Raw genomic sequence first — 22,039 nt, 5'->3', positions numbered from 1 at the left:
TTGAAAGGAGTTCGCCATGCTTTCAACGAAAGAACAAGCACCCAAGTTAGCGCTCATTCTTCCCGCTTATAACGAAGAAGAGATGCTGTCACACACCTTGGCTAAATTGAAGCAAATCAAAGCCGATTTAATAAAAGAACAAAAAATCGCCACCGGTTCCTTCATCTTGGTTGTCGATGACGGCTCCAAGGACAAAACCTATGCCATCATGCAAGAAGAGGAAGCGCGCGAGGACGGCATCCTCGCCGTTAAACTCTCACGGAATTATGGCCACCAGCCCGCACTGATTGCCGGCTTACAGGAAAGTATCAAGTTAGCCGATATCACCATCACCCTCGATGCCGACTTGCAGGATAGTCCGGAAATTATCGGGCAAATGGTCGATCAATACCGAGCTGGTAACGAAATTGTCTATGCCGTTCGTTCCTCTCGTGAAACGGACTCTTGGTTTAAAAAGAATTCGGCCTTAGCCTTTTACAAAGTCGCTGGCTGGCTCGGCGTTGAGCTCGTGCCAAACCACGCTGACTTTCGCCTAATGTCGAAAACAGCTGTCGAAGCACTCTTAGCCATTCCCGAACGAAACCTCTTCCTGCGTGCCATGGTGCCCCTTCTAGGCTATCAATCAACCGAGGTCTATTACGAACGAGCGAAGCGCGAAGCTGGTACCTCGAAGTATCCATTGAAGAAGATGCTCAACTTTGCCATCGATGGCATTACCTCATTTTCAGTGAAACCAATTAAGCTGCTCTTCAACCTTGGGCTCCTCGTATCATCCGTTGCTGGTATTGAGATCGCTTATACAATTATTGAAAAGCTCATCGGTAATCCGACTGCCGGCTGGTCATCGTTGATGATCTCCATCTGGCTCCTCGGCGGCTTAAACCTCATCGCCATTGGTGTTGTCGGCACTTATATTGGCAAAGTCTTTACCGAAGTCAAAGGCCGTCCCCTTTTCAACATTGAAAAAGAAACGGGCGTTCTCGACACAAGGCCAAGTAACGAAAGAAAAGGCTGGGCGGCAACCGCCCCTGAAACAGGGGCAACCGTCCAATCAATGAAGGCAAAGCCACAGCCCTCTTTTAAAGGAGAAAACACCCCGGTTTCCTCCTTCTCAAGTCAGTATCGTCACAGTTTTTATCAACAAATGTAAACAAAAAAGCGGGTTCCTCAAAGTGAGGGACTCGCTTTTTTTATTTGCTTGTGGCAGCCGTTCCTTAATCAACCATTGGCTTTTCAAGGCCCTTATAGGCAATCGCTTGAATTTGGTGACTACAGCGTTCCATATAAGCCAAACGTTTTTCTTCGCTATTGACCCAACGCGCACCACCCATAATCATGATTTTGGCTAGCTTGATGCCTGACATCCCTAAGATGTCTTTTCGCCAGCGAGAAACCACGCCACCATAGCGGCGGTGGTAATACCCTGGGTCATCCGCTGTCATAAAGAGGCTGGCCTCCTTGCCTTTCAAGAAGCCCTTGACACGCAGCGGCCCTTTCCGTTCGTAGGCAAAGCCCGGAGTTAGCGCACGATCAATCAACCCCTTCAAGACGGATGGCTCCGCTCCCCACCAGACGGGGAAGAAAAAGCAGATATGGTCGGCCCAGGCAATTTTTTGCTGAACCTGCTCGATAAAGCCACGCTCTTGCATGTGAATGCGGTAGCCGTAGCGTAGAACCGGATCAAAGTCGGCAATGGCCAAATCAATGATTTGAACGTTCATGCCGTCATTGCGTAGTGTTTTATAACTATTTAACGCATTGGAATGCGTAAATGATTGGTCGTCAGGATGTCCCTGAACAATTAAGATATTCATTTGCTTGGCCCCTTCTCTTTAGGAGCTGCTCGTTTAAAATGACACCTTAAGCAACTCAAATAAAACAAACTATTACAATATACCACACTCTGTTACATTTGTGCCAAAGGCACAGCTAGAATTGTAACAATTGAAAATAAAACCAAAATCAAACAACAGACCGGTTACAAGACAAATCGGTTATAGTTGCCCTCTTTTTATCAAAAGATTTTTTCCAAAAATTGCCGTATAATACGATAGTTAACTATTTTTTACTTAAAAAGGACGACTTTTTCAATGAATCACAAAAAACAAATTTTTATCTACCGACTCTGCCTGGTACTCATCGGCCTTGTTGGGGTGGCAATCAATACCGAATTAAAACCCGCCATGTTTTTGTACTACACCACCTTGTCGAACGTGCTTTGCATTCTCTACTTTGCCTTTGCGCTCACACAATCTGGCAAGGCCTTAAATCAAAATCTGAAGGGTGCCGTCACCTTGGCCATCACCGTGACCATGCTCATTTATTGGGGTGTTCTGGCCCCCTATTCCTTCCACATGACGTCAACACTGGCCTATTGTGGCACGTACATGGTGCACTTGATCGTACCTTTGATGACCATTTTCGATTGGTTTTTCTTTGATCAAAAGGGCCGTTTCAGTAAAAAGGCCCCACTTTACTGGTTGTTAATCCCCTTGGTCTACTACGGCTTTACGGTCATTGCCGCACAGTTCCAAATTGTCTACCCACTGACTGGTAAGCATTATCCCTACTTTTTCATCGATGCGAACATGATTGGCTGGGGAATGGTGGCGGCTTACGTACTCGGCTTAACCCTCTTCTTCCTATTCTTCGGTTACGGCTTTTACTGGCTCGATAAAAAATTAGCAAAATAAAAAAAAAAGCAGAACGAAACGTTCTGCTTTTTCTTTATTGTTTCTTCAGTGGCATACCATAACGTGATAGCAAGGCTTGTAAATAAGCTGCCGGGCTCTGACCCAAGAGATCATTTTCTTGCTTCGACAACGTGACATTGGCAAAGTCCTGCTCAGCCATGCCCGCAAAGTGAATGGCAAAGGTCTGGCTGTAGTCGGATTCGTATGAGGTAAAATAAGTCAAAACGTCGCTGAAGGAGGCTTGAATATAGCCAGTCGACGTTTTATCTTCCGTGACCAGCAGCAATTCCTGGCCAGCCTGATCAATCCAGAGACCATCCCCCAAATTCAAGGCTTTCCGTTCTTCAAAATCCTTTTGAACACGGGCCAGTCCATGGTTTTTGAAAACTTTTTCCCTGGTACTACCCTGCTTCGTCACTTCATTCAAATCGCGCGGACCGGCCGTTTGACTGGTAAAGCCACCATCAAATTGCTCCGTCCGCTGCTTCTTGCGATAGTATGAAATCCCCCAGATAATCGCAATAATGACCAAGATGGGCACGATGTGTGTAAAAAGGAAGAGCACAATCAGCAGCAAAAGCAGCCAGAACAAAATACTTGGCATCCAAGATAAGAACAAAAAGGAGCCAATAATGGCGAAGAGACATAAAATAATTAATGAAAAGAGAATCATCAGCAATCACCTTTCTTCTGTTGGAAGATAGTGTAACACTTTTTAGCAGCCATGTTCGAAAATTATTCGTTCCTCTCCATTTATATTTTTATTTGTAAGGAATAATTTACTATATGCTACTATAAAAGGATTTCACATACTATATTTACTTTAAAGCGCTATATTCCACTATAAAGATAACCAATGTTCCTAGTTAAAAAACACAGCATTCAGGTAAAAGAAAAAGCCACTCCCAAATAGGGAGTGACTGATATTAGTGGACCCGAGGGGAGTCGAACCCCTGTCCAAACCGCCCGCCACGCTAGCGTCTACATTCATAGGGCAATCATTGTTACCGCAACCGAAGCAGCCATTGTCCAGAACTTGACTCCGACTGGGATCGAATTGATTTAAGTTACATCACGCCGACATCGTCATGCAACCGAGCTAACCATTTATAAGAGCCTGGCCACCATGCTAGCCTAACAGCCATGCCCACGTATCACTGGTTTTTAGGCAGCGACAGCGTAAGAGTTATTGTTTTTTGCAGTTAAATAGTCTGCCCGCTTTACGCCCGGATGGCGGAATGCAGCTAGCGCTCGCAACAGCCTGTCGAATTCCGGGACGAGCCCAAAATAAAAGCGCTAAGGAGATGTCTCCTTAGCACTATTATAGCAAAGTCCTTCCGCTTAAAGAACCAAAAATTCCGAATTAGAATTTGCGGTAACGGGCCCGACGCGCTGCAACAATCTCTTGTCCAGACATCGCTTGCATCTTTTTAAATTCCTGAGAAAGCTTCGTTTGCATGCCCTCAAAAATCTTTGCATGGTGCCGGCCCTCTGGAATAATTTGGTCAATGACCTTCTTTTCCAACAAGTCCGCGGGTGTAATCCCCATAATGGCAGCCGCTTCATCTGAGCGCTTGGCATCCTTCCATAGAATGGAGGCAAAGCCTTCAGGGGATAGGATGGAGTAAGTAGCGTTTTCAAACATCCAAACTTGGTCAGCCGTTGCCAACGCCAAGGCACCACCGGAACCACCTTCACCATAGATAATGGCAATCATTGGCACCGTCAGTTTCATTGACTCGAGAATGGACTGCGCAATGGCCTCGCCCTGCCCCTGCGCTTCGGCTTCCATTCCTGGAAAGGCACCTGGCGTATTAATCAACGTAATGATGGGCCGGTTAAACTTCGCCGCCTGCTTCATTAGTCGTTGCGCCTTACGATAACCCCAAGGCTGTGGCGAACCATTTCGTTTGGAAAGCTTATCGTGAATATCGGTTCCCTTATCAATGGCAATCACCGTGACGGGTTGTCCCTTCAAGCGACCAATACCACCAATAACAGAAGAGTCGTCTGCCGACAGGCGGTCCCCGTGCAACTCGATAAAGTCAGACACTAAGCCATTGATTAATTCCCGTGCCATGAAGCGGTCCTCGCGGGACTTTTTCACAACATCGGCTGGATTAACATCCTTTTTAAACATGGTTTTGACAAAATCAAACATCCGCGACCTCCCCTTGGTGCAAGGCAACAAGTTGGCCAATCACCGATGTCAACTGCTGGCGAGGCACAATCTTGTCAACAAAACCGTTCTTCAAGAGTGTTTCAACACGCTGAAAGTCCTTTGGCAACTTTTCATGAATGGTTGACTCAATCACACGAGCACCCGCAAAGCCAACCAAGGCGTGCGGTTCGGCCAGTGTAATGTCACCTTGCATCGCAAAGGAAGCCGTCACACCACCGGTTGTTGGATCCGTTAGAACGACCAAATAAAGCAAACCAGCCTCTTGGTGAGCGGCGACAGCCGCCGAGACTTTGGCCATTTGCATGAGGGATTGAATCCCCTCTTGCATCCGGGCACCACCGGAAGCCGTAAAGAGAACCACGGGCAATCGGTGACTGGTGGCATGCTCAAAGAGCCGGGTGATTTTTTCACCCGTTTTCGAGCCCAGTGACCCCATCATAAAGTAGGAATCCATGATGCCCAAATCAACGGCCTGCCCATCAATACGACCAGAACCAGTCAAGACCGACTCGTTCATCTCCGTTTGCTTCTTGGCCCGATCAAGCTTCTCCTGATAGCCAGGAAAGTCCGTTTGGTCAATCGTCAAATCCGCGTCAAATTCAACGAAGTCCGTGGCAAACAAAGCCACTCGTTCGCGCGCCTGCAAGCGGAAACCGTAATCACAGTTTGGGCAAACACGAAAGTCGCCAAGCTGCTTGTTATATATCTGCGTCCCACAGTATGGGCAAGCCAGGAAAAGGCCATCGGGAATCCGATCACGAACGGCATCCGTGACTTTGATTTTGTTATTATCCGTTTTGTTAGAAGAAAACAAATCCATAGTAGTTGGGCAAAGCCCGCTCCTCTCTCGATTGGCCGAGTGTCATCGACCGTTGAAAAGATCTTATTGTTCTTCTGCCAGGCTGGCTTCCCATTCTGGCAAGAAGTGCTCCTCTAAGTACTTTGTTGTAAATTGGTCCGTCAGCACCCCCTTGTCTTTCAAAAGGGCTGCTTGGAAGTTCTTAGAAGTCGAAACACCCGAAACCGACGTCTCATCAATGATGCGAGCAAGTTTAGCAATCGCCTCTTCACGTGTTTCATCGTGGGCAATGAGCTTGGCAATCATTGAATCGTAGAAGGGTTGAATCGTGTCCCCGTTGTAAAGGGCGGAATCGATTCGAACACCAGGGCCACCGGTTGGCAAGAAGACAAAGTCGACTTTTCCAGCGGATGGGGCAAAATTGGCTTCCGGCTTTTCGGCCGTCAAACGCATTTCGACCGCATGCCCTTGAATCTTCACATCCTCTTGCTTCAATGGCAGGGCTTCGCCAGCCGCAACCAAGACCTGCAAGCGGACCAAATCAAGCCCCGTGACCATTTCGGTAACCGGGTGCTCAACCTGAATTCGCGTGTTCATCTCCATGAAGTAGAACTTACCCTCCTGATCTTGGAGGAATTCAATCGTCCCGGTGTTTTCGTAATCGATGGCATTGGCCGCCTTGGTCACGACCTCAATCATGTCTTGACGCATGGCAGCTGTCATCGAAGCAGCCGGTGATTCTTCCATCACCTTTTGATTACGGCGTTGGAGTGAACAGTTCCGTTCTGGGAAACAAAGCACGTTACCCTGCTGATCACGAATGACCTGCATCTCAATATGGCGACAGTTGAGCATGACTTTTTCAATGTACATGTGCTCGTCGCCATAGTTTAACTTGGCTTCGGCCTGGGCGTTGGTGAAATTCTCTTCCAGCTCTTCATCGGCGTAGATAAAGCGCATTCCCTTACCACCACCGCCGGCAGCGGCCTTTAAGAGGACGGGATAGCCGATTTCGTTCGCCACTTCTCGAGCTTCATCCACGTTATGAATGTAACAGAGAGAACCAGGAATCACGGGTACATCTGCCTGACGCATCTCGTTTCGAGCGTGTTCCTTGTTTCCCATCAAATCGATGGTTTCGGGACGCGGACCAATCCACTTAATCCCAACATCCCCGACCATCTCGGCAAAGAGAGCGTTTTCTGAAAGAAAACCATAACCCGGATGAATGGCTTCAGAACCAGTCAGTACGGCGGCTGAAATCACATTCTTCATGTTGATGTAAGAGTCAGCAGGCTTTGGCCCACCAACACAAATGGCTTCATCCGCAATTTGAACATGGAGTGAATCTTTATCTGCTGTTGAGTAGATGGCCACCGCCTTGATACCCATTTCTTTCAGCGTTCGAATGATTCGGACCGCGACTTCGCCACGGTTTGCTACCAATACTTTTTTGAACATTTTATTCTCCAATAATAAAGGTCAGTTCGGCTGTTGTCGCCTTCTTGCCGTTTACCCAGGCGATTCCCTTTCCGGAACCAACCGGGCCACGCAAACGATCCAAGGTCACTTCGAGCTTGACCTGGTCACCCGGGCGAACCATTTTGCGGTAACGGGCCTTCTTAATCCCACCGAAGTAGGCTGTCTTACCCTTAAATTCTGGCATGGACAGTAAGGCAACGGCACCACATTGGGCCAGGGCTTCGACAGTCAAAGCACCGGGGAAAGTGGGATTACCAGGAAAGTGTCCCTGAAAGATTTCTTCGTTAATGGAAATGTTCTTAATGGCGACACACTTTTCACCAGGAACCAGTTCTTCCACCGTGTCCAACATCAACATTGGATAGCGGTGTGGTAGAATTTCTTGAATTTCTTGGGCGTTCATTAAAGACATTTTTACTCTCCTTTTGTCCCTATGTATGCCAGGTCATCCGATTGGAATCGACTGGCTTTAATCGCAACAAACCGGTTGACCCTTAGTCCGTTGTCACACGGTAAAGTGGCTTTTCGTAGTCGACAACTTCTTCGTTTTCAACGAGAATTTCGGCAATCGTACCGGAAACGTCCGACTTGATTTCCGTCATCAACTTCATGGCCTCAATAATAGCAACGGTTTCACCCTTCTCAACGCGGTCACCAACGCTCTTAAAGTCGGGTTCCTCAGGCTTTGGCTTCAAGTAAACCGTTCCAACCATCGGTGCCTTGATTTCCTTACCGGCTGCCGGTGCTTTTGTAGCGGCTACTTCAGCTGCTGCTGGTTCAACCGGCGTGCTTGGACTTGTCACATTGGCCGCAGGGGCTGCTACTGGAGCAGCTGGTGCAGGCGCTTGGATCTGTTCATTTTTGGACAGGTGCAAGGAAAAGTCACCGTCTGTAATGGCAATATCTCGAAGTGATGACTTTTCCAAGTCAGCCATCAATTCACGAATTTCTTGAACATTTAAATTCATTGGGCATTCCCCTTAAAACTTCTTGAAGATCACGGCAGCGTTGTGGCCACCAAATCCATAGTTTGCCGACATGACGTATTCAGGCGCCACGTTTTGGTTGCTCTTGTTGACCAAGTTAACCTTCTTCGTGTGCTCATCTGCTTCGTCAAAGCCGACGTTTTCAGGTAAGATACCGCGGTCGATGGCACCGACCGAAGCGACGGCTTCGATGGCACCAGCAGCACCAAGCAAGTGTCCTGTCATTCCCTTTGTTGATGAAACCGGTACGCTGTTTTCGCCAAAGACGGCAGCAATCGCTTCGGCTTCGCCAGAATCGTTTGCACCCGTGGCCGTTCCGTGGGCGTTAATGTAAGAAAGTTGTTCTGGTTGAATCTTGGCATCTTCCAAAGCTTCTTGGAAGGCACGAATGACCCCTTCACCATCCGGTGCTGGTGATGTCATGTGATAGGCATCGGCCGTCGTACCATAACCAACCACTTCGGCCAGGACGTTAGCACCACGCTTCTCAGCATGTTCCAACGATTCCAAAACCAAAACACCGGAACCTTCACCAAGGACGAACCCATGACGGTTCTTATCAAATGGCTTTGAGGCTTCCTTTGGATCAGCTTCCTTTGACAAAGCCGTCAAAGCAGCGAAACCAGCAATTCCGATTTCGTTCACAGCGGCTTCGGCACCACCCGTCAACACAACGTCCTCTTTACCAGACTGGACACGCCAGAAGGCTTCCCCAATGGCATTCGTTGCTGAAGCACAGGCCGTCACGATGGTCATGTTCGTTCCCTTTGCACCAAAGCGGAGGGAAACGTTACCAGACACCATGTTTGGGATGGCTTCTGGCACGAAAAGTGGTGAAACACGCTGTGGTCCCTTGTCATGCATCTTGATAATTTGTTCTTGCATGGTCGTCAAACCACCAATTCCATTACCCAAGATCACACCAAAACGATTCGGATTTTGAACCTTTGACTTAGCTTCTGAGTCTTCGTCAGGAAGCAAGTCGGCTTGTTCCATCGCCTGCATGGCTGCGTCGATGGCATATTGTGAGAACAAATCCAACTTACGGGCATCACGCTTTCCAACGCGGGCGGCGGGATCGAACCCGTCAACCTGTCCGGCAACGGCGATTCCCGTTTCGGTTGGGTCAAACTTCGTAATTGGCTTGATACCGCTTTGACCTGCAAAGATTGCGTCCAAGAACGCCTTCGTATCGTTTCCGTTTGGTGCAATGGCACCCATTCCAGTAACTACAACTCGTGTCATGTTGTTTCCTTTCAACTTCTCGTGTTTATCGCAACCTTTAAATGTAAAGGCCACCGTCAACCGTAATCGTTTGACCGGTCACGTAGTCATTTCCCGCTAAGAAGAGGGCCACGTTGGCCACATCTTCCACCGTTCCAAAACGTGAAAGTGGGATTTCTTTTAGGATGGCTTCCTTTGCTTGATCAGACAAGGCATCCGTCATGTCAGAGACAATCATCCCTGGCGCAATGGCGTTCACGCGGATATTCCGGCGTGCCCCTTCCTTTGCAAGGGACTTCGTCAAACCAATCACACCAGCCTTTGAAGCCGCATAGTTGGCTTGTCCAATGTTGCCCATTTGGCCAACAACCGAGGCCATGTTAATAATGACACCGTGCTTTTGACGAATCATCTTTTTAAAGACGGGCTGCGTGACATTAAAAGTTCCAGTCAGGTTCGTGTTGACGACGACGGCAAAGTCTTCCAACTTCATCCCCATAGCCAACTGATCCTTTGTAATGCCGGCGTTGTTCACCAGAATATCGATGCCGTCAAAGTCGTCTTCCTTGTACAGGGCCTTTAGAGCAGCTTCCGCTGCTTCCCCATCGGCAATATCGAATTGTAGCGTTCTTGGCTTTTGTTTAAAGGAGTTCACCACTTCTTCTTTCAAAGGCGAACGCCCGTGTAAAATCACGTTTGCTCCCGCCGCATCAAAGGCGTGGGCAACGGCCAGGCCGATGCCTCGCGAAGAGCCAGTAACGAAAACCGTTTGATTTGTAAAATCCATTTTTATCCTTCTTCCTTCAGTTGCGCAACGACTTTTTCAAACGTCGCCCAGTCCGTTACGGAATAACGGGTAATTTCTTTTGAAACAATCTTTCGAGCAAACTTTGACAAAGTCACCCCGGGTCCAATTTCAATCAGGGTGTCCACTTTTTGTTCGTCGACCATGTTTTTCAAGCAGTCGGCAAAGTAAGTTGGCGAAACGATCTGCTTTTCCAAGGTATGCTTGAGCGTATCGGCCGTGAAAACTTTCTTTGTCGTATTGGAGTAAACGGGATAGTCCCCTGCTCCAATCGATTCGGCCGACAAACGGTCGGCCATTTTATTGGCCGCTTCTTTTAGTAGCGGTGTGTGGAAAGCGCCGGAAACGGGAAGGGGCACAATCTTTTTCACCCCGTCGATCGTTAACACCTGAACAGCCTGGTCAACGGCAAGCGCTTCTCCTCCGATGACCAATTGCGAAAAGGTATTAAAGTTGGCGGCGTATACGGCCAGCCCTTCGCGCTGCATCTTCTCGATCGTGGCCACAATCATGTCTTGATTGTCATCTAAGACCGCCACCATCTTGCCAGGGTTTTTGTCCCCAACTTCCTGCATGTAAGCCCCACGGTCCTTCACCAAAGCGATGGCTTGGTCAAAAGTCAGCATACCGTTGGCAACCAGTGCCGGGTATTCCCCCAGCGAAAGTCCCAAGGCAGCCACCACATTGGCCACACCAGCGTCCTTCAAAGTCGCCGCAAGTGCTGAATCAAAGGCAACAATCGCAGGCTGTGCCCACTTTGTTTGACTAATTTTGCTGTCGTCATTGAAGACCTGAACCAAGTCATAACCCAGAATGGTTGACGCCTGGTCAATGTATTGAGCAAAGACGGGAGACTGATCATAAAGATCCTGACCCATCCCGGCCTTCTGTGAACCCTGACCATTAAATAGCAGTCCGATGCGCATAGAAAACTTCCCTTACTTTCTTCTTTTACTTTGACAAACCAAGAATGTCAGCCGCTTCCGTCCAAACATCTTCTAAGATGTCGGCGACGGGCTTCTCTTCTTTGATCATGCCGGAAATCTGACCAGCCATGAAGGCCCCGCCATCCTTGTCGCCTTCTTGTACCGCGGCACGCAGCGTGCCAGACTCCAGCTTTTCGACTGTTTCATAATCTGGCGCGGGCTTTTGCGCTTCTTCGATTTCCTTCTTCACGTACTCCTTGGCCATCTTGTTCTTCAAGACACGGGCACGTGAACCAGCAATGTTTCCCGTCACGATCGTATCGATATCGCGAGCCTTCAAAATCTTCTTCTTAAAGTTTTCGTGGACTTCAGATTCTGGTGAGGCAAGGAAACGGGTCCCCATTTGGACACCGGAAGCACCAAGGGCAAAGGCAGCGGCAGCACCACGGCCGTCCCCAATTCCACCGGCTGCAATCACCGGAATATCAACCGCGTCAACCACCTGTGGCACCAGTGCCATGGTCGTCATTTGACCGATGTGGCCCCCGGATTCCATTCCTTCGGCAATCACGGCGTCGACACCCTTACGCTGCATCATCTTGGCTAAGGAAACCGATGGCACAACGGGCATGACCACGATGCCGGCCGCGTGTAATTCTTCCAAGAAGGGAGAAGGGTCGCCGGCACCGGTGGCCACGACTTTGACACCTTCTTCTAAAATGACGTCAAAAACTTCGCGAATGTGGCGGGACATCAACATCACGTTCACACCAAATGGCTTGTCGGTCAATGCTTTGGCCCGACGAACTTCCTTGCGAACATCTTCGCCATGCCAGTAACCCGTTCCGATGAAGCCAAGACCACCAGCTTCTGAAACCGCTGCGGCCAACGCACCAGTTCCGGCCCAGGTCATGCCGCCTTCCACAATCGGGTACTTCATGCCGAGTTGATCAAAAATCTCGTTTCCAACTTTAACTGTCATATTCTATGCCTTACCTTTTACTTTTATGTATGCGGCGACGGACGCCGCCTGATGAGAAGTCTTACTTCTTGTCAGTTTGTTCCTTGATCTTGTTAACCAAGTCAGCAACTGTTGATACTTCTTCTGTATCTTCCAACTTAATGTCGAATTCGTCTTCGACTTGGTTCAAAACTTCGAACAAGTCCAATGAGTCGGCATCGATGTCGTCCGTCATGTTGGTTGTCATCGTTACTTCTGAGTCTTCCAAATCAAATTGGTCAACCAAGATGTCCTTTACCTTGTCAAAAATCTCTTCTTGTGTCATGAGCACGTTCTCCTATAGGTTTCGTATTGCAATACGTTTGATTTTTACGGTGCAGCCTACTACACCGCATTTTAGTTATTTTTTGAAAACGCCCGGCATTCACCGGGCTAGTCGCTTAGAGCTGCCAGATTTGCGCCCCAATGGCGAGGCCACCACCAAAGCCAACGAAGGCGACTTTCATCCCCTTTTGCACTTGGCCAGCTTCCATTAACTCATCCAAGAGAATGGCGGTTGAAGCGGCCGAAGTGTTGCCATATTCGACCATGTTCGTTGGGAACTTTTCCATTGGTTGGCCAAAGTTTTTCGCCATCGATTCGATAATCCGATGGTTGGCCTGGTGGGCCAAGTAAAGGTCCACATCATCGGCCTGCAAGCCGGCTTTTGCCAAGGCCTTGTTCAAGACCTTGGGTACCTCTCGAGTCGCAAAGGAATAAACGCCGCGGCCATCTTGGTGGAAGTATGGATCCAAAGGCGAAATTTCCCCAGCAAAGGCGTTTTGATTGGCAAAGCGCCCGGTCAAAATGGCCTCGCCACGATCACCGTAAGCTTGTAGCTCTTCGGATAAGAGGCCTTCTTCTTCTTTTGTCGCCTCAAGCAAGACACCACCAGCACCGTCGCCGAAGAGAACGGACACGGTCCGATCCTTCCAATCAACCAGTTTTGACAGCACTTCTGCGCCAATGAACATGCCCTTTTGGTAACGACCAGATGATAAGAAGGAAGAAGCAACGGACAGGCCGTACACAAATCCTGAACAGGCGGCGTTAATGTCAAAAGCAAAGGCCTTTTGAGCGCCAATCTTCCCCTGCACAATGGCTGAAGTGTGTGGGGACAAGGCATCCGGGGACATCGTTGAGACAATGATAAAGTCCAAATCGTCTGCCTGCCAACCGGCTTTTGCCAAGAGCTTTTCGGCCACGGCAGCCGCCAAGTCCGAGGTGTTTTCATCGGTCACCACGTGCCGACGATGGATCCCCGTACGGGGGTAAATCCATTCGTCTGATGTCTCCATCAGTTCCGCTAAGTCATCGTTTGACACGGCGCGTTCCGGCACTTGCCGAGCGGTCGCCACAATCTTCATCTTTTCCATCATCAATCCCTTTGCTTACTCTTTCAAGATATCCTGCAGGTAAGCTTGCAGGTTGCCCAGCGCCTTTTCCAAAATGGCGGCCGCGTTATCGGTAAAGCCGTTAAACATCGCTTTGGTCATTTGCAGGTGAAAGGCTTGATGAGCGCGGTACAATACCCGGCCCTGGTGGGTCAAGCCAAGCTTCACGACCCGTCGATCTGTCTTGGAACGGCGACGTTCGACATAGCCCTTTTCAACCAATCGATCAATGGCTGTCGTCATCGCCGATGGCGATAAGTGAACCGCCTTGGCCAACTGTGACGCCGTCTTTTCTTCGTACATTGAAATGGCGTAAATCGTATGGACGTCTTTGACCGTTAAAGCTGAAAAGGGGCCACGTTTTAAGGCGCCTTCTTCAACCCAAACAACGTTGGCTAAAAGATCAATTAACGTCTGGTTGACCGTCTTAAAGTCGACGGTTGAATTTGTCACATCAGTCTTTTTCATCAGGAGCCACCACAAACATCAGCTCCGCCTTCGTTGCGACTTTTCCATCGACCTTGGCCACAACATCAACGGTTCCCATGTTTTCACGAACCTTTCCAAAAGTGGCGTGCAACTTCAAGACATCACCAGGAACCACCATCTTCTTAAACTTCGCGTCGTTAATTCCTGTCATGTAAGCCGTCTTCCCCTTAAATTGCGGTGAAGAAAGAATCAGAATCGATGCGGCTTGGGCAAGGGATTCGATAATCAACACGCCGGGCATGACGGGATTGCCAGGAAAGTGTCCTTGGAAGAACTGTTCGTTAATCGTCACGTTCTTCACGGCAACGATTGATTCGTCCGGCACCATTTCCTCCACATAATCCATGTAAAGAATTGGGTAGCGGTTTGGAATCAAATCCATGATTTCCGTACTTGTTAAGACTGGCATTGTTCGTCCTTTCTTGGGTCCATTGACCGGTTGTAAAGAATTTTTTCTCAAGATAAAAATAGTTTAACAACAAATACTTCGATAGTCAAACTATCTGATAGTCGGAATAAATCGCGAGTAAAAAAATTTATAAATCAAGAATTAACAGGCGCTCACGCCATTCCTGAAAAAAGTCACCCTGTCGCCATTCGTGAATGCGCCGCGTCCGATAACCTAAGGACACGTTGTAAAAAGTCGTTTGCTGCACGCGATGGGGTTCTTGCTGCCAGTGGACGTGGCCCGATACAAGGATGGGCACCTGCAGGTCAATGAGCTGCTGTCCTAATTTTTTTGAACCTAAAAAAGCTTTCAAAACCGTTAATTCCGGTCGTGAAAAAGGTAATTGGTCAATCAATTGCTGGTCATTTGAAAAATGAGTGATCATAATTGGCTTTTGCCCAGCCGCTTTGGCTGTCAACACCGCTTCTTGAATTTGTTTGGCTGAACGGGCGGCGCGGCTGTTGTCTGATAGCACTTCCTCGATCCGCCGATCATACCAAAAAGACTGTTTAAAGCGATGAATGAGGGCTTCATCATGCCGGCCGTCATCAAAGGAGTAATCGTACCAACCGTTATTGCCGATCAGACGGTAGTCGCCAATATCCAAACTTTTTCGGTGAAGGTAATGGGCATCCAAAGGACTTTCGAGAACTTGATCAGGCGTTTTATCGCCCATTTCATGGTTGCCGGCTAAATAATAGACTTTTGTCACAGGCGAAAGCCTAGCGCTTAGCTTTTCGGCAAAGGCCGCTGTGTCCTTTAGGTGATTATAGGTATCCCCTGCCAAAACGAAGACGCCAATTTGCTGATTGAGAAGGAATTGGGCCATTTCATTTAGCGCGTCTTCTTCATTGATTTGATTAATATCCAAATGTAAATCTGAAATGACTGCTAAACGCATGGTTTCCCCTTTGTGTTGGCATTAGTATAGCATAATCACCTTTGTTCGAAGTGTTGGTTCACAATAGAAAAAAAGAGAACGCCGAAGCGTTCTCTTCATTAAAGTATTGAATTACTTGTTACCAACGTGGGCAAAGTGCAACAACGTACGGATCATGTTTGAAGTGAAACCGTATTCGTTATCGTACCATGAAACCGTCTTAACTAATTGCTTGTCGCCGGCTTCGATGATTTGCGTTTGCGTTGCATCAAAAGTGGTTCCGTGTGTGTCGCCAATGATGTCAGATGAAACGATTTCATCTTCGTTGTAACCGAATGAATCTGAAGAAGCAGCCTTCATAGCGGCGTTGATTTCTTCAGCCGTTACCTTCTTTGACAAAACAGAAGTCAATTCAGTAACTGATCCGTCAACAACAGAAACACGTTGTGCGTGTCCGTCAACCTTACCCTTCAATTCAGGAACAACAAGACCGATGGCCTTAGCAGCACCCGTTGAGTGAGGAATCGTGTTAACAGAAGCCGTACGGTTTGAACGGAACTTCTTTGACTTTGGACCATCCAAAATCATTTGAGTTGAAGTGAAGGCGTGGATAGTCGTCATCGTACCGATTTCAACACCGAAGTTGTCAACCAATACCTTACCCATTGGTGCCAATGATTGTGTCGTACATGAACCAGCAGAAACAATCTTGTCTTCTGGTTTCAAGATGTCTTGGTTTACACCATAAACAACAGTTGGTACATCACCAGCTGGGGCAGTGATCAAGACCTTCTTAGCACCGGCATCTAAGTGAGCTTGTGCCTTTTCGGCTGACGTATAGAAACCAGTGGCTTCCATAACATATTCAACACCATCGTTCTTAACCCAAGGAATGTTCTTGGCATCGCGTTCTGAGTAAACCGTGTAGTGCTTACCGTTAACGATGATACCCGTTTCATCAGCTGAAACTTCGGCATCCAAAGTTCCGTGAGTTGAGTCATACTTCAACAAGTATGCCAACATTGATGGGCTCGTCAAGTCGTTGATTGCGGCAACTTCAACATCAGCAGCTGTGTCACCCAATTCCATAATACGGCGGAATGCCAAACGACCGATGCGTCCGAATCCGTTAATACCAATCTTCACAGTCATGTGTGTAGACCTCCAAATAATTTTTTGACCTAAGTCAACACAAATATTATAACACAACGCCCTCCTAGCAGTGCAAATCGTTTACCGATTTTCTCACAAGGGAAACCGTACCATTTGTTTGGCTTTGCCAATATCATGACTTTATCATGGTAAAATAAAAAGAAATTTAATCGATCACGAAAAGAGAAAAACAACATGTCCGATTGGTCTAGTAAAAAAATCACGATGGTCGCCGCCATTATTGCCCTCAACGTGGCGCTTTCCTATCTTATTCACATCCCCGTTCCGGCGACGTCCGGCTTTGTCAATTTAGTGGAGGCTGGCATTTTCATTGCCGCCCTACGAATGGGGCCAACAGCCGGCTTCCTCGTCGGCGCCTTTTCTGGCGCCCTGCTTGACCTCTTCGCCGGCTACCCGCAGTGGCTCCTTTTCTCCTTTGCCATTCACGGATTCGAAGGCTGGATCGCCGGCTTTGCAATGAAAGGAAACCTTCTGATGAAAGGCTGCTCTTTAACCATTGCCTCTTCTTTCATGATTATTGGCTACTATTTAGCTGGTTCTTTCCTATATAATTGGGCCGCCGGCTTCGCCTCCATTCCCGGCAACCTTTGCCAGTGCCTCTTCGGATTAGTCGTTGCCCTCCTTTGCTCAAAAGCATTAAAACAACAAAGTCACTCGTAGACCATACTTGCCTTCTTTTTTGCCGGTTCAAGAAAACCGGCTTTTTTACATTTCCTTGTCTTTTTTACATTCTTAACAATCGGTGGGATAATAGACTTAAGTAGAAAAAGGAGGAGTTTTATGTCTCACACATACGATTACGACGTTGTCTTCATCGGGGCCGGCCACGGTGCCTTTGACGGCGCACCAGCGCTCACAGCAGCAGGTAAAAAAGTCGCCTTCATCGAAGAAGATCGCGTTGGTGGTACCTGCCCAAATTGGGGCTGCAATGCCAAAATTATTCTCGAGGCGCCAACTAAGCTCCTTTCTGAAATTCGCCAATCAGACGGTGTAATTGATGGTCAAGCGCACATTAACTGGCCAAAGGCCATGCAACGGAAGCAGCAGATTATCGACGGCTTCGCTCCCGCCATCCAAAAAGGCATGGAAGGCGCTGGCATTCACTTCATCTTTGGCCACGCCAGCTTTGTCGATCCACACACCTTAACTGTTGGCGACAAGCAAGTAACAGCCGATAAGATTGTCATTGCCACTGGCCAACACAGCCACCGCTTGGACATTCCCGGTAAGGAATTTCTCCATGATTCAAAGGACTTCCTAAGCATCCCCGAAGTGCCCGCTAAGATGGTCATCATCGGTGCTGGTTTCATCGGTTTGGAGGCAGCCGCCATTATGCAGGCTGCCGGTTCACAGGTAACCGTTATTCTTCGTGACCAACAGGCCCTCCCAGCCTTCGACCGTTCGTATTCCGATCAGTTGGTCAAGGCATTAGCACAAAAGGGTGTCTTGTTCATCAAAAACACTCAAGTGGAACGAGTTGAGGAAAACGGTTCATCTTACAGCGTTTCCACGACGACGGGCTCTTTCCCTGCAAACTACATTCTCGATGCCACGGGTCGCGTGCCAAACACCGCGAACTTAAACCTTGAACAGGCCGGCATCGACTTTGATCAAAAGGGTATTATCGTCAACGACTACCTACAAACCAGTCAAGAAAACGTCTATGCCACCGGTGACGTGTTGAAGAAGGAACAACCAAAGCTCACGCCAACGGCTACCTTCGAATCGCAGTACGTGGTCAGCCACATTCTCGGTGAAGAAAAAGAAGCCATTCACTATCCAGCCATTGCCCAAACCGTCTTCACGACGCCACGTCTCGCACAGGCGGGCGTTTCCATTGACGAAGCAAAGGCCCATCCCGATCAATACGATCTGGTTGAGCAAGATGTAATGGCTGACTGGTACCGACTCGTCGACTTTGAAAAAGCTGGTCAGCGGACCTTGATTTATAACAAGAACAAGCAACTGGTCGGTGTCATCGAGCTTTCAGACAAAGCCGAAGATGTCGTCAACGCCATGCTGCCAGCCATCGAATTTGGCTACACGCAAAAGCAACTCAAGCGCTTAGTCACGATTTTCCCATCAATCGGATACTCCGCCTTGGATAACCTTGGCTAAAGCAAAAAGTTATCAACAAAAAAGATGACCGCTCGTTGAGCGATCATCTTTTTTAATGTCATTTTGTTTAATCCGTGTGTCTCATGTCCGTCATCTGTTCATTGACGAAGCAATTTCAGATCATCAACACCCTTGTCGGACTCTTATTCGATACCTGAACCAGCTTCGATGCTGTCTGGCAAAATCGTCACCGTCACAATGCCGTTCTTTTCAGCGGACAGAACCATTCCTTCTGACAGCTCGCCGGCCATCTTCCGTGGCTTCATGTTGGCCACGATAGCCACCGTCTTGCCAATCAAGACTTCGGGTTCTGGATACCACTGGCGGATACCAGAAAGAATCTGACGCGGCTTTGTCGATCCGTCATCCAAGGTAAACTTGATGAGCTTCTTCGACTTTGGCAACAGTTCGGCCGCCGTAATCTTGGCCGCTAAAATCTCAACCTTATCAAAGTCGTCGTATTCAATCGCGGCTTTGCCCGTTGCTTCTTCTGTCATTTTCGCCTGTTCTTCTTTCTTTGCTGCTTCTTTCACGGCGCGGCCCTTCCCCTTGGTGTCCTTGGAGACCAAGCCGGCAATAAAGGCCACTTCTTCTTCAACGTCCAAGCGTGGGAAAATGGGTTGCCCCTTCTTAACCACCGTGGCACCCGAAGGAAGATCGGCCATTGCTAATGCCTTTAAGGACAAACCATCTTCTGGCAAAGTCATGCCGAGTTGCTCAAAGATGGCCTTTGGCACATCGACCATCACTGGCTGCAACATCGCGGCAATCACCCGCAGGCCGGCTGCCAAGTGAGCCATGACGGCCGCCAATGCTTCTTTTGCTTCCGCGTCGTCGCCCGCCTTTTTTGCCAAGACCCATGGTTCGGTTTCGTCAATGTACTTATTGGCACGACGAACAATGGCCCAAACGGATTCCAAGGCATCGGCCGTGTGAACACTGGCCATCTGCTCTTGGTAAGCCGCTAACTTTTCAGCAACAAGGGCCTCAAAGTCCGCATCAAATGCCGTTTGGTCGGAAACAAAGGCAGGAATAACGCCAGCCTCGTACTTGTTAATCATGGCCACCGTTCGGTTCAACAAGTTGCCAAGATCGTTGGCCAAATCAAAGTTGACGCGATCAACAAAGTCTTCAGGGGAGAAAACCCCATCATTGCCAAATGGCATGGCACGTAACAAGTAGTAGCGAACGGCATCCAAGCTATAACGGCTCGTTAAGTCTTCAGGATAAATCACGTTTCCCTTTGACTTGGACATCTTGCCGTCTTTCATGACCAACCAACCGTGGCCAATGATTTCCTTTGGTAACTCAAGGCCAAGGGCATGGAGCATAATTGGCCAATAGATAATGTGGAAACGCACGATTTCCTTTCCAACCAATTGAACATTGGCCGGCCAGTACTTCTTGAACAAGTCATCCTGGTCTGAACCATAGCCGAGGGCCGTGATATAGTTCGCCAAGGCATCAATCCATACATAAATGACATGCTTCTCATCACCGGGAACCGGAACCCCCCAATCAAAGGAAGTACGGGTAACCGCCAAATCTTCCAACCCAGGCAAAATAAAGTTTTGCAGCATCTCGTTCATCCGAGACGATGGTTGAACAAAGTCGGGGTGGCTCTTGTAGTAGTCCACCAGCCAATCGGCATACTTGGACATCTTGAAGAAGTACGTCTCTTCTTGAATCTTTTCGACTTCGTGGCCAGACGGTGCCTTTCCACCAATCATGTTTCCGTCATCATCACGGTAAACTTCGGCCAATTGTGATTCGGTAAAGTACTCTTCGTCAGAAACGGAATACCAACCTTCGTACTGACCCTTATAAATATCACCCTGATCAAGCAACCTTTGGAAAATCTTTTGCACGGCTTGTTCATGGTCGACATCGGTCGTTCGAATGAACTTATCATAAGAAATGTTCATCAAGGACCACAACTCCTTGATGTCCTTGGCCATCTTGTCCAGGTAGGCCTTTTCAGAAGTACCTGCTGCCGCAGCCTTCTTTTGGATTTTTTCGCCGTGTTCATCCGTTCCGGTCAAGAAGAAGACATCGTCACCAAGTAAGCGGTGGTAACGGGCGGCCGCATCGGCCAAAACCGTGGTATAGGTATTTCCTAATTGAAGCTTCCCCGATGGGTAATAAATGGGGGTTGTAATATAGAAGGTATTTTTTTCTGACATATGAGTCCCTTTCTGGCTAATGACGCCAATCCTGTCCACTATTATAGCAAAAAGCACCGTGTCAAACCAGACGAGCCAGCCCCTGAAAGGGACAAAGTCCTAATAAACCATTTTTATTCTTTTTTTCACGAAGGCCGGCTTTCTAATCAAAAGAACGATTTCTTCGAGCAGACCAATTGAATGGAATTTTGAATGATTTTATGAAACTTTATTGACAAAAAAATTACGTACCGGTAAACTAAAAGCAGATTAAAAAAGGAGAGTAACTATGAACGTACCTGCACCTTACAACCGACAGAACATGAAGACTCAAACGGTTTGCTGTTGCGCACCGCTTTTTTAGGGTGGCGTTTATAGGCTAAAAGACCACCCAATGCAAACAAGACAATTCCGTCTTGTTTGGGGGTGGTCTTTTCTTTTTGAGTAAATTCAGGAGAGAACAAATGAATAAGAAAATTACCATTATTATCGCCGGCTTGTTGGTGGTCATCGCAGCCGTTTTTGGCATTAGCCAGCTCACATCATCAAACAAAGAAAGCACAACGATTAAGTCCGGAACTTTCACGGTTGGATTAGAGGGAACCTACGCTCCCTTCTCCTATCACGATGACAAGGGTCAGTTAACTGGATTTGAAGTTGAAATCGCCCGAGCATTGGCCAAGAAAATGGACATGAAAGTCAACTTCGTCCAATCAAAGTGGGATTCCTTGATTGCCGGCTTGAACTCCAAGCGTTACGATGCCGTCATTAACAACATTGGTATTACCGATGAACGAAAGGCCAACTACCGGATGTCTTCCGCCTACCTTTACCCAAGGGCGGCTTTGATTAAGAAGACCGGTGATAGCTCAATGAACCAATTGTCCGACATCAAGGGCAAGACAATGGCCCAATCCGTTACGTCAAACTACGGTAAGCGAGCCAAGGCCGAAGGAGCCAACATCAAGGCGGTTGCTGGTATTATCGAGGCGATGAACCTCGTGACAACCAACCGTGCCGATGGTTCCTTAAACGATCTAGGCGCCTTTGAAAACTGGAAGCAATCCAACCCCGATGCCGACGTGGAAGCCGTTGATGTGTCAAAGGCAATGGGTTCAACACCAGATGGTGTCTTGATGAACAAGGATAACAAGAAGCTACAAGAAATGGTCAACAAGGCCATGAAGGAACTTCGCGAAGACGGCACATTAACGAAGTTGTCTAAGAAGTACTTCAACCAAGACCTGACAAAGGAATAAGCAGTAGCAAATCGATTAT

23 protein-coding genes and 1 other RNA gene are annotated in these 22,039 nt (G+C 48.1%); 5 read left to right on the top strand and 19 right to left on the bottom strand.

The window, feature by feature from the left end; translation table 11 throughout:
* Positions 1 to 16 precede the first annotated feature (16 nt).
* Positions 17 to 1,150 (top strand): glycosyltransferase family 2 protein, encoded by a 1,134-nt coding sequence (locus G6R30_RS00750; protein ID WP_213820497.1) that lies wholly within the window; start codon positions 17 to 19, stop codon positions 1,148 to 1,150.
* Between the two features lie 64 nt (positions 1,151 to 1,214).
* Here the strand turns inward: G6R30_RS00750 and G6R30_RS00745 are convergent, their stop codons facing one another.
* Positions 1,215 to 1,814, bottom strand: coding sequence for an NAD(P)H-dependent oxidoreductase (locus G6R30_RS00745; RefSeq protein WP_213820495.1), 600 nt, complete (start codon positions 1,812 to 1,814; stop codon positions 1,215 to 1,217).
* A 276-nt stretch (positions 1,815 to 2,090) separates the two neighbouring features.
* On the opposite strand from G6R30_RS00745, the gene G6R30_RS00740 reads away from it, so the two are divergent.
* Complete coding sequence (locus tag G6R30_RS00740) at positions 2,091 to 2,693, top strand: Pr6Pr family membrane protein (RefSeq protein ID WP_213820493.1); 603 nt, start codon at positions 2,091 to 2,093, stop codon at positions 2,691 to 2,693.
* Between the two features lie 34 nt (positions 2,694 to 2,727).
* On the opposite strand, the gene G6R30_RS00735 is transcribed toward G6R30_RS00740, so the two are convergent.
* The 17 genes from G6R30_RS00735 to gap all read right to left on the bottom strand — a co-directional run bounded on the left by G6R30_RS00735 (position 2,728) and on the right by gap (position 16,460).
* Complete coding sequence (locus G6R30_RS00735) at positions 2,728 to 3,366, bottom strand: hypothetical protein (protein ID WP_213820491.1); 639 nt, start codon at positions 3,364 to 3,366, stop codon at positions 2,728 to 2,730.
* Between the two features lie 254 nt (positions 3,367 to 3,620).
* Positions 3,621 to 3,977: a transfer-messenger RNA gene (ssrA, locus tag G6R30_RS00730) on the bottom strand.
* A gap of 79 nt (positions 3,978 to 4,056) precedes the next feature.
* Entirely contained in the window at positions 4,057 to 4,854 is a 798-nt protein-coding gene (gene accA / locus G6R30_RS00725) for a carboxyltransferase subunit alpha (protein WP_213820489.1), read from the bottom strand.
* Positions 4,847 to 5,695 (bottom strand): acetyl-CoA carboxylase carboxyltransferase subunit beta, encoded by an 849-nt coding sequence (locus G6R30_RS00720; protein WP_213820487.1) that lies wholly within the window; start codon positions 5,693 to 5,695, stop codon positions 4,847 to 4,849. Before G6R30_RS00720 ends, accA begins: the two co-directional genes overlap by 8 nt.
* A gap of 63 nt (positions 5,696 to 5,758) precedes the next feature.
* Positions 5,759 to 7,135 carry an acetyl-CoA carboxylase biotin carboxylase subunit gene (locus tag G6R30_RS00715; protein WP_213820485.1) on the bottom strand — a complete coding sequence of 459 codons (1,377 nt, stop codon included), beginning with the start codon at positions 7,133 to 7,135 and terminating at the stop codon, positions 5,759 to 5,761.
* A gap of 1 nt (position 7,136) precedes the next feature.
* Positions 7,137 to 7,568: a 3-hydroxyacyl-ACP dehydratase FabZ gene (gene fabZ, locus G6R30_RS00710; RefSeq protein ID WP_213793077.1), complete on the bottom strand. Its 432-nt coding sequence runs from the start codon at positions 7,566 to 7,568 to the stop codon at positions 7,137 to 7,139.
* Between the two features lie 82 nt (positions 7,569 to 7,650).
* Positions 7,651 to 8,124: an acetyl-CoA carboxylase biotin carboxyl carrier protein gene (accB, locus tag G6R30_RS00705; protein WP_213820483.1), complete on the bottom strand. Its 474-nt coding sequence runs from the start codon at positions 8,122 to 8,124 to the stop codon at positions 7,651 to 7,653.
* Positions 8,125 to 8,136: 12 nt separating this feature from the next.
* Positions 8,137 to 9,387, bottom strand: a complete 1,251-nt coding sequence (fabF, locus tag G6R30_RS00700) for a beta-ketoacyl-ACP synthase II (protein WP_213820482.1) — start codon at positions 9,385 to 9,387, stop codon at positions 8,137 to 8,139.
* Positions 9,388 to 9,424: 37 nt separating this feature from the next.
* Complete coding sequence (gene fabG / locus G6R30_RS00695) at positions 9,425 to 10,153, bottom strand: 3-oxoacyl-ACP reductase FabG (RefSeq protein ID WP_213820481.1); 729 nt, start codon at positions 10,151 to 10,153, stop codon at positions 9,425 to 9,427.
* Between the two features lie 2 nt (positions 10,154 to 10,155).
* A complete protein-coding gene (locus tag G6R30_RS00690) occupies positions 10,156 to 11,097 on the bottom strand; it encodes an ACP S-malonyltransferase (protein WP_213820480.1) in 942 nt (313 codons plus the stop codon).
* 25 nt (positions 11,098 to 11,122) lie between these two features.
* Entirely contained in the window at positions 11,123 to 12,079 is a 957-nt protein-coding gene (locus G6R30_RS00685; protein ID WP_213820479.1) for a DUF561 domain-containing protein, read from the bottom strand.
* 61 nt (positions 12,080 to 12,140) lie between these two features.
* Entirely contained in the window at positions 12,141 to 12,383 is a 243-nt protein-coding gene (locus G6R30_RS00680) for an acyl carrier protein (protein ID WP_091502755.1), read from the bottom strand.
* Positions 12,384 to 12,498: 115 nt separating this feature from the next.
* Positions 12,499 to 13,473, bottom strand: coding sequence for a beta-ketoacyl-ACP synthase III (locus tag G6R30_RS00675; RefSeq protein ID WP_213820477.1), 975 nt, complete (start codon positions 13,471 to 13,473; stop codon positions 12,499 to 12,501).
* A 15-nt stretch (positions 13,474 to 13,488) separates the two neighbouring features.
* Positions 13,489 to 13,959 carry a MarR family winged helix-turn-helix transcriptional regulator gene (locus G6R30_RS00670; RefSeq protein ID WP_213820475.1) on the bottom strand — a complete coding sequence of 157 codons (471 nt, stop codon included), beginning with the start codon at positions 13,957 to 13,959 and terminating at the stop codon, positions 13,489 to 13,491.
* Positions 13,946 to 14,389 (bottom strand): 3-hydroxyacyl-ACP dehydratase FabZ, encoded by a 444-nt coding sequence (fabZ, locus tag G6R30_RS00665; RefSeq protein WP_213820473.1) that lies wholly within the window; start codon positions 14,387 to 14,389, stop codon positions 13,946 to 13,948. The genes G6R30_RS00670 and fabZ (G6R30_RS00665) overlap by 14 nt, the downstream gene beginning before the upstream one ends.
* Positions 14,390 to 14,516: 127 nt before the next feature.
* Positions 14,517 to 15,329, bottom strand: coding sequence for a metallophosphoesterase (locus tag G6R30_RS00660; protein WP_213820471.1), 813 nt, complete (start codon positions 15,327 to 15,329; stop codon positions 14,517 to 14,519).
* Between the two features lie 111 nt (positions 15,330 to 15,440).
* Entirely contained in the window at positions 15,441 to 16,460 is a 1,020-nt protein-coding gene (gene gap / locus G6R30_RS00655) for a type I glyceraldehyde-3-phosphate dehydrogenase (protein WP_213820469.1), read from the bottom strand.
* A gap of 195 nt (positions 16,461 to 16,655) precedes the next feature.
* Here gap and G6R30_RS00650 point away from each other — a divergent pair, with 195 nt between their 5' ends.
* Positions 16,656 to 17,141, top strand: coding sequence for an ECF transporter S component (locus G6R30_RS00650; RefSeq protein WP_213820467.1), 486 nt, complete (start codon positions 16,656 to 16,658; stop codon positions 17,139 to 17,141).
* 120 nt (positions 17,142 to 17,261) lie between these two features.
* Positions 17,262 to 18,599 carry a dihydrolipoyl dehydrogenase family protein gene (locus G6R30_RS00645; protein WP_213820465.1) on the top strand — a complete coding sequence of 446 codons (1,338 nt, stop codon included), beginning with the start codon at positions 17,262 to 17,264 and terminating at the stop codon, positions 18,597 to 18,599.
* A 143-nt stretch (positions 18,600 to 18,742) separates the two neighbouring features.
* Here G6R30_RS00645 and metG read toward each other — a convergent pair whose 3' ends face one another.
* Complete coding sequence (gene metG / locus G6R30_RS00640) at positions 18,743 to 20,782, bottom strand: methionine--tRNA ligase (protein WP_213820463.1); 2,040 nt, start codon at positions 20,780 to 20,782, stop codon at positions 18,743 to 18,745.
* Between the two features lie 443 nt (positions 20,783 to 21,225).
* Here metG and G6R30_RS00635 point away from each other — a divergent pair, with 443 nt between their 5' ends.
* Entirely contained in the window at positions 21,226 to 22,020 is a 795-nt protein-coding gene (locus G6R30_RS00635; RefSeq protein WP_213820461.1) for a transporter substrate-binding domain-containing protein, read from the top strand.
* The last annotated feature ends 19 nt before the right edge of the window (positions 22,021 to 22,039 follow it).

Origin of the sequence: Fructobacillus parabroussonetiae (genome assembly GCF_018437265.1) — a bacterium.
In the GTDB taxonomy this organism is placed as follows: domain Bacteria; phylum Bacillota; class Bacilli; order Lactobacillales; family Lactobacillaceae; genus Fructobacillus; species Fructobacillus parabroussonetiae.
This window is presented reverse-complemented; position numbering and strand designations above follow the sequence as displayed.